Raw genomic sequence first — 13,004 nt, 5'->3', positions numbered from 1 at the left:
CTCCATTATACCAAAAAATCACTCGATAAGCAGTTGCAATATGATAGGTGGCAAGCAAAAAAGCCCAGAGTTATCTCTGAGCTTTTGTATTCAATTAATTATTCAGCACCCAAGGCAGCTACTGTGATGTAGTTGTAAGGTTTGTTGAAGTGTGGCAAGAAGAACAAGTCTGTCAAGGCCAATTTTTCGATTGTTACGCCTTCTTGGATTGCCAAAGAGAAGAGGTGGATACCCAATGAGATGTCTTCACGAGCAGCCATTTGCGCACCAAGGATACGACGTGAATCTTTATCGTAAACAATCTTGATTGTAACTGGGAAGTTGCCGTGCTCCATGAATTCTGGTTTTTGGTTGTCTGTTACTTCAGTAACAGCAGCGTTCAAACCAAGACGAGTAGCTTTTTCAAGTGTCAAACCAGTTGATACAAGGTTAAGACCATAGATAGAGATACCGTTAGAACCTTGTACACCGATACCTTCAAGGTCAGTGCCACAGATGTTGTGAGCTGCTACGATACCAGTACGTACTGCGTTTGAAGCCAAAGCGATGTAGCTTGTGTCACCAGTAGCGTTGTCGTAGATAGTTGCACAGTCACCGATAGCGTAAACACCTGGGATTGAAGTTTCTTGGCGTTTGTTTACAAGGAAGGCACCATTACGGAAGCGCTCGATTCCTTCACCTGCAAATGCAGTGTTTGGACGGAAACCAACAGCCAAGATAACCATGTCAACATCGTATTCGTTCTTGTCAGTGATGATTTTCTCAACTTTACCATTACCAGCAACTTCTTTAACAGTTTCGCCAAAGGCAAGTTGAATACCATGCTCTTCCATGTTTTTAGCCATAAGGTCTGACAAGTCGCGGTCATAGTAACCAGCCAAACATGTATCTACAACGTCGATAAGGATAACTTCTTTACCTTTACGTTGGAATGCTTCTGCAAGCTCAACACCGATATAACCAGCACCAACAACTGCTACACGGTTGATGTCTTTGTTTTTCAATTTTTCAATAACATCTGCTGAGTTTTGGTACAATTTAACAAATTGCAAGTTTTCAAGAGTTGCTTCAAATTCAAGAGAACCTTCTTTGATTTCAGCACCTTTGATTGGTGGCAAGATAGGTTGTGAACCAGTTGCGAAAAGAAGTTTTTCAAATGATTCAACATGTTCTTGACCATTTACAAGCGCTGTAACTGTTTTGGCATCATAGTCAATGTTTGTAACAGGTGACTCCATGTATACTGTCGCGCCCAAGCTCTCCAACTCTTCTTTGTTTGAGTAGAAAAGTCCTTCAGGACCGCCAATTTGCTCACCGATCCACAAAGCCATACCACAACCCAAGAATGAAATATTTGAGTTTTGGTCAAATACAACGATTTCGTTTTCTTGACCATAATTTGTCAACATAGTTTTGATTGCGGCAGTACCAGCATGGTTAGCACCGACAACAACGATTTTAGCCATAATGTAAAATCTCACTTTCGAAAATATATTTTTTTACGAACTATATTATACAATATGAATGTTACCGATTTCAAAAAATATGCTCAGAATATCACATTTTTTTCAAAAAGTTTTTGAAATGCTATTTTCTTGAAACAATGTAAAGATATATAAAAGCAAAAAACCTAGATTTCTCTAGGTTTCTCTTAACGTACTTGTTCAAAACGCAAATGTACAATAATCTTATCGCCATAGCCGTTACGTTCCAAATCACGTTGCAAGCGATAGGAAATGTAATGCTCAGCAATAGAAATATACCCTGCATCTAAAAGACGGTGTTCAACTTGCGACTGAACCATGCTAATCGTTGGTCGCTCTGTATGAGCTTCTTCCAAGTCAAGCACTACTTTCTTTGTGACCTGAGCAAGATTTTTCCGCCAAGTTTCATCAATGACATAAACTGTCTGTGCAGCTTTAATGATGGCTTGGTAGATTTTATCTGGATCAAATTCAACAATCTCTCCACTACGTTTAATGACTTGCATAAAAGCTCCTTTCTGGTTTTCAGTAAACCCTTTCATACTTACATTATCTAGGTTTTTATGCATTTTGTCAAGTATTCTTTTTCATAAATTTTGCCTTGGCTTATTTTCACTGAAAGCCCTTTAGTATGATATAATGGACCTATTAAAATGAAATAAGGAGAAAATCATGACAAATACAATGCCTAAACGTCAAGAAATTGATGTGCAATTAACTTGGAATACGGACATTCTATTTCCGACCCCTGACAACTACAAAGAAAACTTGGCAGCCTACGCTAAGCAAGTGACAGCTTTCGAATCGAATTACAAAGGGAAGCTAACTGATAAGGATACCATCGTTTCCGCCTTAACAGAATACGAAAAAATCGTTATTCTTGATAGCAGACTTTCCCACTATGCCTTCCTTCCTTTGGAAGTCGATAAGATGAATACTGAATTGGCGAGCCTGGCCAATGAATACGACCTCGTTTCTGCCAAGGCACGTCCTCAACGAGATTTCCTCTATTCAGAACTTGGTCAATTAGATGAAGCCTTTCTTCTTGAATTAAAAGAAGAACAACCACAATGGGCTGCTTTCTTCGATGCTATTTTACGAGACAAGCCTCATCAGCTTCATCCACTACAAGAAGAACTTCTCTCTAACTTCGCACCAACCTTTGGTCAGCCATATAATAACTACGGTGTGACCAAGTTTGAAGATATGACCTTTGATAACTTCGAGGCAAATGGCGAAACGCTCGGCAATAGCTATGTGCTCTTTGAAAATGATTATGAACTCAGCCATGATACCGAAATCCGTCGCAATTCAGCTGCTGGTTTCTATTCAACCTTGAAGAAATACAAGAATACAACTGCAGCAACTTATTTGTCTCATATCAAAAACGAACAAATCGAAGCTCGCTTACGTGGTTTTGACAATACGATTGACTTCCTCTTGCACAGTCAAAATGTCTCTCGTGATCTCTTTGACCGTCAAATCGATGTCATCATGAAGGAATTGGCTCCTCACATGCGTCGCTATGTGAAATTGGTTGCTAAGGCTCATGGTTTGGATAAAATCACTCACGCTGACTTGAAAATCAGTCTACCATCTGAATACAACCAACGCATTACTCCTGAAGAATCCAAACAATTCTTGATTGACTGCTTGGGCCTTCTTGGTGAAGATTATGTGAAAATGATTGAACAATCATTTGACGAGCGTTGGATTGACTTTGCTCAAAACGAAGGTAAGGCTACTGGTGGCTTCTGTGCTACTCTTTACGATGGACCATCTTACATCTTACTTTCATGGACAGGTTTGATGAACGAGGTCTTGGTATTGGCTCACGAATTGGGTCATGCCGGTCATTTCCAATTAGCTAAGAAACAAAGCGTCCTCAGCTACGATCCATCCCTTTACTTCATCGAGGCGCCTTCTACTGCAAATGAAGTCTTGACATGTAACACCCTTTTGAAAAACAACCAAGACCCTGGCTTCCAGGCTTACTTGATTAGCGAGTTGATCAGCCGTACTTACTTCCACAACATGGTCACTCACTTGCTTGAAGCAGCCTTCCAACGTGAAGTATACACTCGTTTGGACAATGAAGAATACCTCAATGGTGATATTCTCTGCCAAATCAAGTTGGATGTCATCAAGGAATTCTGGGGTGAAGACTTTGAAATTGGTGACGATGCAGGTCTTATCTGGATGCGTCAACCGCACTACTACATTGGTTTGTATCCATATACCTACTCAGCTGGTTTGACCATCGGTACAGCTATGGCTAAGCAATTGGAAGAACATCCTGAAGAAGTTGTTGAAAAATGGTTGGAAACCTTGTCACTCGGTGCAAGTCTTTCTGCCCAAGACCTTGCTAAACACGCAGGTGTCGACGTTTCAACAGACCAACCACTCAAAGAAACCATCGCCTACATTGGTTCCTTGGTGGATAAATTGGAATCTCTCATCTAAACAAATAAAAGGCTTGAACTGTTCAGGCCTTTTTGTCTGTTCTTTCTTGGTACCAATTTCTCACATAGGTCAATTCATCCTGGCTTAAAAAATGCCCTTTGTCAAAACGAGCTAGGTTGGCTTTGGGAAAGACAGACGCTTGCCAGTCATCTACAAGATTTTCTAGAGCGACTGGTTCGACATATGGGTCATTCTGCCCCAGTGTAAACAAAATCTCTGCTCTGCTATTTTCCCTAGGAAACGCATAATCTAAAGCCGAAGGGTGGAGCAAGATATAATTGTCCGCCAGGTTTGACTGTTTGGTCAACAAGCCCATGATGAAGTTGGCACCGTTTGAAAAGCCAACGAAGGTAATCTGCTGGTAGGATTGAGTAGCTAAGCCCTGCCAAAAATCCAGAAAAGCCGACAAGCGCAGTTCAAAATCGACAAGATCCAGCTGACCGTCAATCAGCGGAGCAAAGAAACGCCTGTCCCTACCCTGGCCTGGCCCCAACTTCCATCCAAGGAAAGCACGGAGGCTTCTAGGTCCAGCTGTTGGCGGAGAAAGAGCAGTGATTCCTTATTGCCGCCTGTTCCGTGGAAAAAGACCAAAAGACGGGGACTGGTCCCTTTGATAAAGCAATAATCCATACTTCATTTCTCCTAATAACGCTGGGAGAGATTTTTTTCGATTTCCTGTCTGTCCTCTTCAAAAAAACTTGGTAAGAACAGTTCAACATTATCTAGCAACTTATCTTGTCTTGGCATGGCAGCCTCTCTTTCGCCAGCCATGGTCGCGACCTCAAACATGAGATAATTGGGCGCTCGGAAGTACAGGGAATGCATGAAATCTCGATTGATAATCCCAGAATGTGGACGATTGATGAGATTTAAGCGACTAATCAGGTCTTCCAAGTCAGACTCATCTAAGACACCAAACGCGATATGATGAATAGACCCAACTCCCATCACGCTGATTGGCGACTCTTGGTCAAGAATCAAATAAAGCCGATGTTGGAAGGTGTTGTCAAAGAGTAGCGAAATCACCATCTTATCTTCAAAGACAAATCGGCTTTCCTCGACAAATCCAAAGGTTTCTGTCAGCAAATCTAACAATGCCTTTTCTTCACGAATTCGCATATGAAGACTGGCAATACCAAGAATGGCGTATTCCGACGGAATTTCATCTGTTTCATACGGAAACATTTCTCCAATTGAGTCATGATAGGTCAAGCCAAGCAACTGCCCATCTTCATCTTGGAAATTTAAAATATGTCCATTTCCAAAGGCCTGAATTCCTTCGTTTTCCACTTCAAACTCTGTCAATCTTTTCTGCCAAAATTCCAAGGCAGCAAAATCTTTGACTAGAAAAATGGTTCGTTCCAAACGATTACTGCCAGATCGATGACTAGGATGACTGGGCATATCAAAAATGGTAAATTCCGTTCCATAGCGGCCCTCATCATCACCGAAAAAGAGATGATACATACTTGAATCTTCTTGATTGACAGTCTTCAAAGTCAATTTTAAGCCGAGAATATGATGATAAAAATGATAGGCTTGTTGAATATTTCCTACCAAACTTGAAATGTGATGAATACCTGTATTGTTCATAAGATGACCTCACTGATTATGATAGACTTATTTTATCACTAATTATTGATACAAAATAATCTTTTGCTCACGATTGATAGTCAAGTAATAAAAAACTTCCCTAACCATTGCTGATTAGAGAAGGATATTTCTTAAAAAATGAGACCATAAAGGAGAGCCGCAAGCAAGCCTCCGATGATTGGACCAACTACTGGTACCCAAGCATAACTCCAATCCGAATCTCCCTTGTGCTTCAATGGAAGGATGGCATGCATGATACGAGGACCAAGGTCACGCGCAGGGTTTAGGGCATATCCTGTTGGACCACCAAGAGAAACTCCGAGGGAAACAATCAAACCGCCGACGATTAAAGTGCCAAGCCCTGTTGGAAAATCATACTGACCAAAAGCCAGTAATCCCAAGACCAAAACAAAGGTTCCGATTGCTTCGCTAATTGTATTGGAAACTAAGTTGCGGATGGCAGGTCCAGTAGAGAATGTTGCCAATACAGCGCCAGTGTCTTCTGTTGCATCGTAGTGATCTTTGTACATGAGGTAAACTAGGATACTTCCGATAAAGGCTCCGAGGAATTGGGCAAGAATGTAAGGGACTACAGAAGCCCATGGGAGATTTCCTGCAAAGGCCATTGCAATTGATACCGCTGGGTTGAGGTGGGCTGGGCCCAATAAACCACTTACAAAAGCTGCCATGGCTACTGCTAGACCCCAACCAATTGTGATTACAATCCAACCAGCATCCTTGGCCTTACTCTTATCTAGCACTACCCCTGCTACCACACCATTACCTAGTAAGACTAGTAAGGCGGTTCCCAACACTTCACCGATTAATTCATTTGTCATCATGTACCTCTTTCTATTTTTCTTTCAAATAGGTCAAATCATTCTTAACAAGCGTATCAGCCAACAATTGTTCCTGTTGAGCAACTTCTTCTTCTGACCAAGCATAGTAAGCTGCCATTTCTTTCAAAATGTCTGGTGCTACCGCATCCAACTGCTCACGCATGAAGAGCATGTAGTTGGTACGACGGAGAAGATAGTCAACTGCAGTCAAGGTCATCTCTTCCTTCATAGCATAGTGAAGGGAAAGCAAATCACGCTTGTTCAAGCCAGAAACGGCTTCTACTTTATGGTTCAATGCAAAGACTTTTGGTGCATTTGAGCCGTACAAGTTTGCCAAGTAAAGTGCATCATCATAGACAAGACCTTTCTTCACACCTAGTTGAGCCAGATGTTCGATTTCTTCTGCAACGTTAGCTGGGTTCAATTCACCACCAGAGACTGGGTAGGTTTTAGAATTGATGAGTTTGAAGCTGCGACCATGTTCTTCTTTAAGGATGTCTGCAACCTTTTCCATTGCTCCTTCGGCCATTTTACGGAAGTCTGTAATTTTACCACCTGCAAGAGTCAGCAAACCATTGTCATCACGATCAAGGGCAGAGCCGCGTGATACAGCAGAAGGATCCAAGTGTTTTTCAGAAACACTGCCTTCGAGATGGCTCAAATCATGTTCCACATCGTCACGAGTCTTTTCATTGTTCAGATAGCCTTTGACCGTTTCAATCAAGCTATTAAAGCTGTCATCGCTGAGTTTTCCGTTATTTCCACCGTTGTAGTCAGAAGCGCCATTTCCAGACAAGAGGGGACGTAGACCTGCCCAACCGCTTTCGATGTCATCCAGGGTCAAGTTTGCTTCTGGGAAGCGATTGTTGACAATATCAAGCAGGTAGTCAACATCTTCTTGGGTTACCATCGGATTGGCTAAATCGCCAGTGTAGTCTGTATCTGTCGTACCAAAATAGGTTTTATTTTCACGTGGAAGGACAAAGACCATGCGACCATCTGCGTGACCAGTATCAAAATAAGTCGGCTGTGGCACAGACAAGCGAGAACTGTCTACCACCAAGTGCACACCCTTGGTTGGACGCATTTGAAGGACACCTGAGCCTTCGCCACCCAGATTACGGACTTCATCACTCCACGGTCCTGTTGTATTGATAACCAAACGTGCACGAATTTCAAAGGTGCTATCTGTCAGTAAGTCACGAGCGACGATACCAACAACTTTTCCAGCCTCATCTTTGATGAATTTCTCAGCTTTGACGCGGCTGGCAATCAAGGCACCGTCTTTAGCTGCACGTTTAATATTTTCAATTACCAAGCGTGCATCATTGTTGCGGAAGTCGAGGTAAACACCGCCACCAATCAAGCCTTCTTGCTTCAAGTTTGGTTCACGTTCAAGCACTTCCTCCTTGGTCAAGACCTTATTGGCCATATCGGTATTGTTGACGCCAGCCAAGAGATCATAGAGATCCATGGCTACTTTCAAACGGAAGAGGCTGAAGGTAGAACCTGGCTCGTCATAGACTGGAAGCAACATTGGGTCTGGTTTTGGAATATGTGGGGCAATATTTTGTACTACTGCGCGTTCAGATACGGTATCCGATACCACTTCCACATCAAATTGTTTGAGGTAGCGAAGACCACCGTGGACCAATTTGGTTGAGCGACTTGAAGTTCCTTCTGCAAAGTCTTGCATTTCAATCAAGGCTGTTTCCATACCGCTTGCTGCTGCCTGCAAAGCCACACCAGCACCTGTAATACCACCCCCGATAATCAAGAGGTCAAGTTGACGATTCTGCATTCGCTCAATAGCTAAGCGTCTTGTTTCTTTTGAAAATTCCATACGATTCACTTCCTAACATTCTGATAGAATTGTTTAGCTATAAGAAAGAATCCTTTCCCCTAGCTAACAAGTCCTTTATTGCTCTTCATCCACTTCTGCAAATAGTTGAGTTGCTGCGACAGCTTTTTTCCATCCCTTGTAAAGTTGTTCCTTACGAGCTTCGTTCATGGTTGGTTGGAAAGATTGCCCGACAGCGTTGAGTTCTTTCAATTCATCCAAATCTTTCCAGAAACCAACTGCTAAACCTGCTAAGAATGCTGCTCCAAGAGCTGTAGTTTCAAGGTTTTGTGCGCGTGCGATTTCAATGCCCAAAATATCTGCTTGAAATTGCATGAGGAGGCTGTTCATTGCTGCACCACCGTCAACCTTCAAGACAGAAATATCAATACCTGTATCCAATTGCATGGTATCAATAACATCACGAACTTGGTAGGCAATGGATTGAAGAGTTGCTTTGACGAAGTCTTCTTTTGTTGTACCACGGGTGAGACCAAAGACTGAACCACGCGCATCTGAGTTCCAATACGGAGCTCCAAGTCCTGTAAAGGCTGGAACAACATAGACTTCATCATTGCTGGTAGACTTACGAGCAAGCTCTTCTGACTCAGGTGATGTAGTCACCATTCGCATGCTGTCACGGAGCCATTGAACCGCCGAACCAGCGATAAAGATAGATCCTTCAAGCGCATAATAGACTTTGCCGCCGATACCATAGCCAATTGTTGTGAGAAGGTTGTTCTGTGACAACTGCATCTCTTTACCTGTATTCATCACGATGAAAGAACCAGTTCCGTAAGTATTTTTCACCATACCTGGCTCAAATGCCAATTGTCCAAATAGAGCTGCTTGTTGGTCACCTGCCATACCTGAGATTGGCACTTCTGCGCCATAGAAATGGAATGGAGCTGTCTTTCCATAAACTTCAGAGTTTGAACGCACTTCTGGCAACATGGCTTTTGGAATATTGAGAAGAGATAAAATTTCATCATCCCATTTCAACTCTTCAATGTTGTAGAGCATGGTACGAGCTGCGTTTGAATAATCCGTCACATGGCATTTCCCATCGGTCAATTTCCATACCAACCAAGTATCAATGGTTCCAAACAGAATCTCACCTTTTTCAGCACGTTCCTGCGCTCCAGGAACTTGGTCCAAAATCCAACGAACTTTGGTTGCTGAGAAGTAGGCGTCGACTACAAGTCCAGTCTTTTTATGAATCATGTCTGCATGGCCATCCGCTTTCAGCTGGTCAGCAATATGAGCTGTTTGACGAGATTGCCAGACAACGGCATTGTAAATTGGAAGACCTGTTTCCTTATCCCAGACAACGGTTGTTTCACGCTGGTTGGTAATACCAATTCCTTCAATCTGATCGGGACGAACACCGCTTTCGATAAAGGACCCTGCAATCACAGACTGAACAGAATTCCAAATTTCATTGGCGTTGTGTTCAACCCAACCTGGTTTAGGAAAAATTTGCGTAAACTCTTTTTGGTAACTGCCAACTTTTTCACCTTTTTTATTGAAGATAATGGCACGTGAACTTGTAGTTCCTTGGTCAATGGCCATGATGTATTTTTCAGTAGACATAGGTCTCCCTCCTGTTTGTTTATCTTTTTTGAAAACGCTTCCGTTTTCTTGGTAATTCTATTCTAACCCATTCTTGTGAATTTTTCCTATCATTTTTTTCAAAAAAATAAAAAAATCTGATAAGCAGTAGCTAGAAAGATGATTCTATCAACTGTTATCAGAGTTTATAAAATAAATTTTTCAAGGTTAAATGCACTTACATTTTTCACAAAGACTATCTGACATTGTCTAGCGATGCTCGATAGGAAAAGAAGTTTTGGTCGCCATAATTTCTGATTGACAGGACTTTTGATGGTATATATCCTGTATCCATGCCTTTAATTGTACAATGTCTTGGATTTTCAATCGATTTCCTAGGCAATAAACTGGAACACTTGTATTTTCGAGGTAATCTGTAATGATCAAATCATAGTCATACCCTGCTTGATAGGGCTCAATAAGAACCTGACGATTGCCTTCTAACTTCTCCCTTAGTTGCAACAAGAGAGGATAGGATAGAACCTCGTGTAGAGAAGAAGCAAAAGCAACCTTGACCTGTATAGGCTGGACCTGACCAAAATAAATATACAAACCCGCAATATTTGTCAGATAAGAGTTCCTTATTTCTTTATCAACTTTTCTATGAAAAACTGATTTATAGACGTCTTTTAGCAAGTCTTCTGCTTCTGGATAAAAACTAGAAGCTTCTACTTCTTCCAGTTCAACGGAAGAATAAAAGAAGTATAGCTGGCTCATAATTTGGTTCAAATGATAGAGCGCTTCTTCTGAGACTGGTAAATTTTCCTCAAAATATAACCGTAATTTCTGAAGAGCCAAAGAGGTAGCTTCCATAATCGGCCCACCGAAACCAAGAACCTGCTCTAATTGATGCGGCGCTAAAATGAAATGGCTAAACAGGAAAGCAAACAACGCCATAATCTCCCCTTCTTGGAAAGAGGTGGATTGTTGCTGACTTAGTGTAAAATACATCTTTCTCAAACGTCGGTAAAACTTATGTTCTTGATAGGGTTCCATCAATTTGTAAAGGGGCTTAAAATCTAGCTGTCGCAATCGAGAGCGTTGCTGTGAAATCATTAACCACAATAAAAGACGATGGGCTTGCTTGGGATTGAGCGGCGATTGATAGAAGCGTTCGAAAACCGGCAATAAAGCCTCTATTTTCCCTAGCATAAACTCTTCTTGTAATTCCGCTCTCGTAGTAGTCAAGCTCAACATTTGATGTAAAAAGTACCGTATTTGAAGCTCACTACCTTTTAGACGACCACTTTTGATTCCAATACCAAATTCTGCCAATATCTGGTTCAAAGAAGCAAGATGGCGATTCAGAGTCGCTTCGCTTATCAGCAATTCTTGAGCCAGCTGTTGAATAGAGACCTCTTCCTTATCAGATAAATAAACAATAATTTGATATTTGGTACTGGTTTGACAGAGATAGGCTAGGATACGATGAAGACTCAAACTGGCCTTTTTCTTCAAAAAGACCTTTTCATCTTCGAGTTGAAAAGAGAGTCCCAAGTCGGCTGCTTCTGCTTCTTCATTGAAAGATACAATATAGCGAAGAAGAGTTGATTTTGACAATTCTAAATAGTAACAAATATCCTTTAGTGATGGTGCCTCTTTCCTATCTTCTAAGTAGAGGAGAAGCTGATAAATGGCGCGCTCACGCTTTTCCAATAAGGAATCAATCCGCATAGACACCCTCCCCATCAACCTGATAAAATTGCCGAATATACTCTTGAGCGGCCTCTACGATGAAGGGGACCAGAGGAGTATTTCCAGGAAGACAGAGCCAAGAATGTTCTACCAAGTCAAAGACGGTCAAATCCTTTGAAATCGCAAGAGACAGTACATCCATCTGCTCAATATAATCTGCAGTGGAAACGAGTTGTCCCCCTATGATGCGTCCACTCGTTTCTTCGACAATTAGTTTGAAATCTACTAAAGTTGGTTCCCACTGGCTATATGGCCTTCTAATCCGAATTGATTTACTCTCTAACCACAAGCTCGCCTCGCTCTCGGTCAAGCCAAGGCTAGTTATATAATAACCAAATACATGACTAGAAACAATCCGCTGGACTCTCTTAATAGGAGCAATCCTCTTTTGCAAATTTCGAGCAGCCATCCTCCCTGTCATAATCGCATGATGAATCATCGGAAGATATGCCTGTCCAAAATAATCTACTGGGAGACTAACCAAATCACCTACAGCAAAAATATTCTCTTGGCTTGTTTCAAGAAACTCATCCACCCATACAGTCCCTTCTGCAGTCACTTTTAGCCTATCTTTCACTAGCTGAATATTGGGCGTCAAATTGGTGGATGGTAAGACTAAATCAGCTTGATAGTTACCTGTGACTGTATGACAAACCAGCTGTTCTTCCTGAGTATCAATCGTTATCTGATTGACTGTTTCGGATAAATGAAGTTGGATTCCTCTTTTTTCTATCTCTTGACGAATCGGTGCAATCATATCCTCATCAACGTACTTTGCAAGGAGCGAATCTTGCGCTTCAAACACATGCAAATTCAAATCCAACTGGCTAAGTGCATCCAAGCTTTCCAAACCAATCTGTCCTGCCCCGATCACTGCAACTGTTTTTGCATTTGTCAATTTCTCTAGACTAGCTTGTGCTTGAGATAGCGTTTTTGAACGAATTAGATAGTCCTGAAGATCTTCCGTTCCCCATTCCCATGTTTGACTCGCTCCCATAGCCAATATTAGTCGGTCATAAATAATATCACCTATATCTTGATGATGCCGTATCTTTACCTTTCGCATTTCAGGATAAACTGCGAGACATTCTGTTTCAAAAAGACAAGAAATAGCTGCATGCTGCACCTCACTGAACAAAGAAATCTTCGCATCTTCCCAACCAGAAATTTTTCCTGCCACTTTCCAATTCAAGGTATTTGGAAAGTAAGCCACATCTTTTTCTCTATCAATTAGTGTTATCTGAGCATTTTGATACAATTTTCGACATTCCAAAGCTGCGCTTAAACCAGCAAAGGAGGCGCCTATAATAACAATATTCATACTTAATCCTTTTATCATTTTTAGTTATTATCGAAAGTTCTATAATGAAGTTAGCCACCTTACCTTGGTCAAGAATTAGATGTTTCACTATGTTTGAGTAAGTTGATGATTTCATTTGATAACAGGCTTGAAGCTGTTAGGCTAGGTGGCCAAGGCTA

The 13,004-nt window shown here is 41.6% G+C and carries 11 protein-coding genes; 1 reads left to right on the top strand and 10 read right to left on the bottom strand.

What is annotated here, in order from left to right:
* Positions 1 to 98: 98 nt before the first annotated feature.
* Together nox and ODU46_RS04960 are read right to left on the bottom strand one after the other, a co-directional pair.
* Positions 99 to 1,466: a H2O-forming NADH oxidase gene (gene nox / locus ODU46_RS04965; RefSeq protein ID WP_014638055.1), complete on the bottom strand. Its 1,368-nt coding sequence runs from the start codon at positions 1,464 to 1,466 to the stop codon at positions 99 to 101.
* A 185-nt stretch (positions 1,467 to 1,651) separates the two neighbouring features.
* On the bottom strand, positions 1,652 to 1,990 hold the full coding sequence (locus tag ODU46_RS04960) for an ATP cone domain-containing protein (protein ID WP_002935455.1): 339 nt from the start codon (positions 1,988 to 1,990) through the stop codon (positions 1,652 to 1,654).
* A gap of 166 nt (positions 1,991 to 2,156) precedes the next feature.
* Between ODU46_RS04960 and pepF the strand changes: the two genes are divergently transcribed.
* The gene (gene pepF / locus ODU46_RS04955) at positions 2,157 to 3,947 is read left to right on the top strand and encodes an oligoendopeptidase F (protein ID WP_398579332.1); all 1,791 of its coding nucleotides are present in this window, start codon (positions 2,157 to 2,159) and stop codon (positions 3,945 to 3,947) included.
* A 22-nt stretch (positions 3,948 to 3,969) separates the two neighbouring features.
* Here the strand turns inward: pepF and ODU46_RS04950 are convergent, their stop codons facing one another.
* The 8 genes from ODU46_RS04950 to ODU46_RS04915 all read right to left on the bottom strand — a co-directional run bounded on the left by ODU46_RS04950 (position 3,970) and on the right by ODU46_RS04915 (position 12,846).
* Positions 3,970 to 4,440 (bottom strand): alpha/beta hydrolase, encoded by a 471-nt coding sequence (locus ODU46_RS04950; RefSeq protein WP_398579331.1) that lies wholly within the window; start codon positions 4,438 to 4,440, stop codon positions 3,970 to 3,972.
* Positions 4,395 to 4,577, bottom strand: a complete 183-nt coding sequence (locus ODU46_RS04945; RefSeq protein ID WP_398579330.1) for a hypothetical protein — start codon at positions 4,575 to 4,577, stop codon at positions 4,395 to 4,397. The genes ODU46_RS04950 and ODU46_RS04945 overlap by 46 nt, the downstream gene beginning before the upstream one ends.
* A 12-nt stretch (positions 4,578 to 4,589) precedes the next feature.
* On the bottom strand, positions 4,590 to 5,540 hold the full coding sequence (locus ODU46_RS04940; RefSeq protein WP_398579329.1) for a VOC family protein: 951 nt from the start codon (positions 5,538 to 5,540) through the stop codon (positions 4,590 to 4,592).
* Positions 5,541 to 5,671: 131 nt separating this feature from the next.
* The gene (locus ODU46_RS04935) at positions 5,672 to 6,379 is read right to left on the bottom strand and encodes an MIP/aquaporin family protein (RefSeq protein ID WP_024407584.1); all 708 of its coding nucleotides are present in this window, start codon (positions 6,377 to 6,379) and stop codon (positions 5,672 to 5,674) included.
* Positions 6,380 to 6,392: 13 nt separating this feature from the next.
* A complete protein-coding gene (gene glpO, locus ODU46_RS04930; RefSeq protein WP_024407585.1) occupies positions 6,393 to 8,222 on the bottom strand; it encodes a type 1 glycerol-3-phosphate oxidase in 1,830 nt (609 codons plus the stop codon).
* A gap of 75 nt (positions 8,223 to 8,297) precedes the next feature.
* Positions 8,298 to 9,812: a glycerol kinase GlpK gene (glpK, locus tag ODU46_RS04925; protein ID WP_253211895.1), complete on the bottom strand. Its 1,515-nt coding sequence runs from the start codon at positions 9,810 to 9,812 to the stop codon at positions 8,298 to 8,300.
* 228 nt (positions 9,813 to 10,040) lie between these two features.
* A complete protein-coding gene (locus tag ODU46_RS04920; RefSeq protein WP_398579328.1) occupies positions 10,041 to 11,504 on the bottom strand; it encodes a helix-turn-helix domain-containing protein in 1,464 nt (487 codons plus the stop codon).
* The gene (locus ODU46_RS04915; protein ID WP_336382145.1) at positions 11,494 to 12,846 is read right to left on the bottom strand and encodes an FAD-dependent oxidoreductase; all 1,353 of its coding nucleotides are present in this window, start codon (positions 12,844 to 12,846) and stop codon (positions 11,494 to 11,496) included. The genes ODU46_RS04920 and ODU46_RS04915 overlap by 11 nt, the downstream gene beginning before the upstream one ends.
* Positions 12,847 to 13,004 lie beyond the last annotated feature (158 nt).

Origin of the sequence: Streptococcus sp. 2020WUSS089, assembly GCF_044427405.1 — a bacterium.
Taxonomy (GTDB): Bacteria; Bacillota; Bacilli; order Lactobacillales; family Streptococcaceae; genus Streptococcus; species Streptococcus hashimotonensis.
The sequence above is the reverse complement of the archived record's forward strand: the minus strand, read 5'-3'. Positions and strand labels throughout refer to the sequence as shown.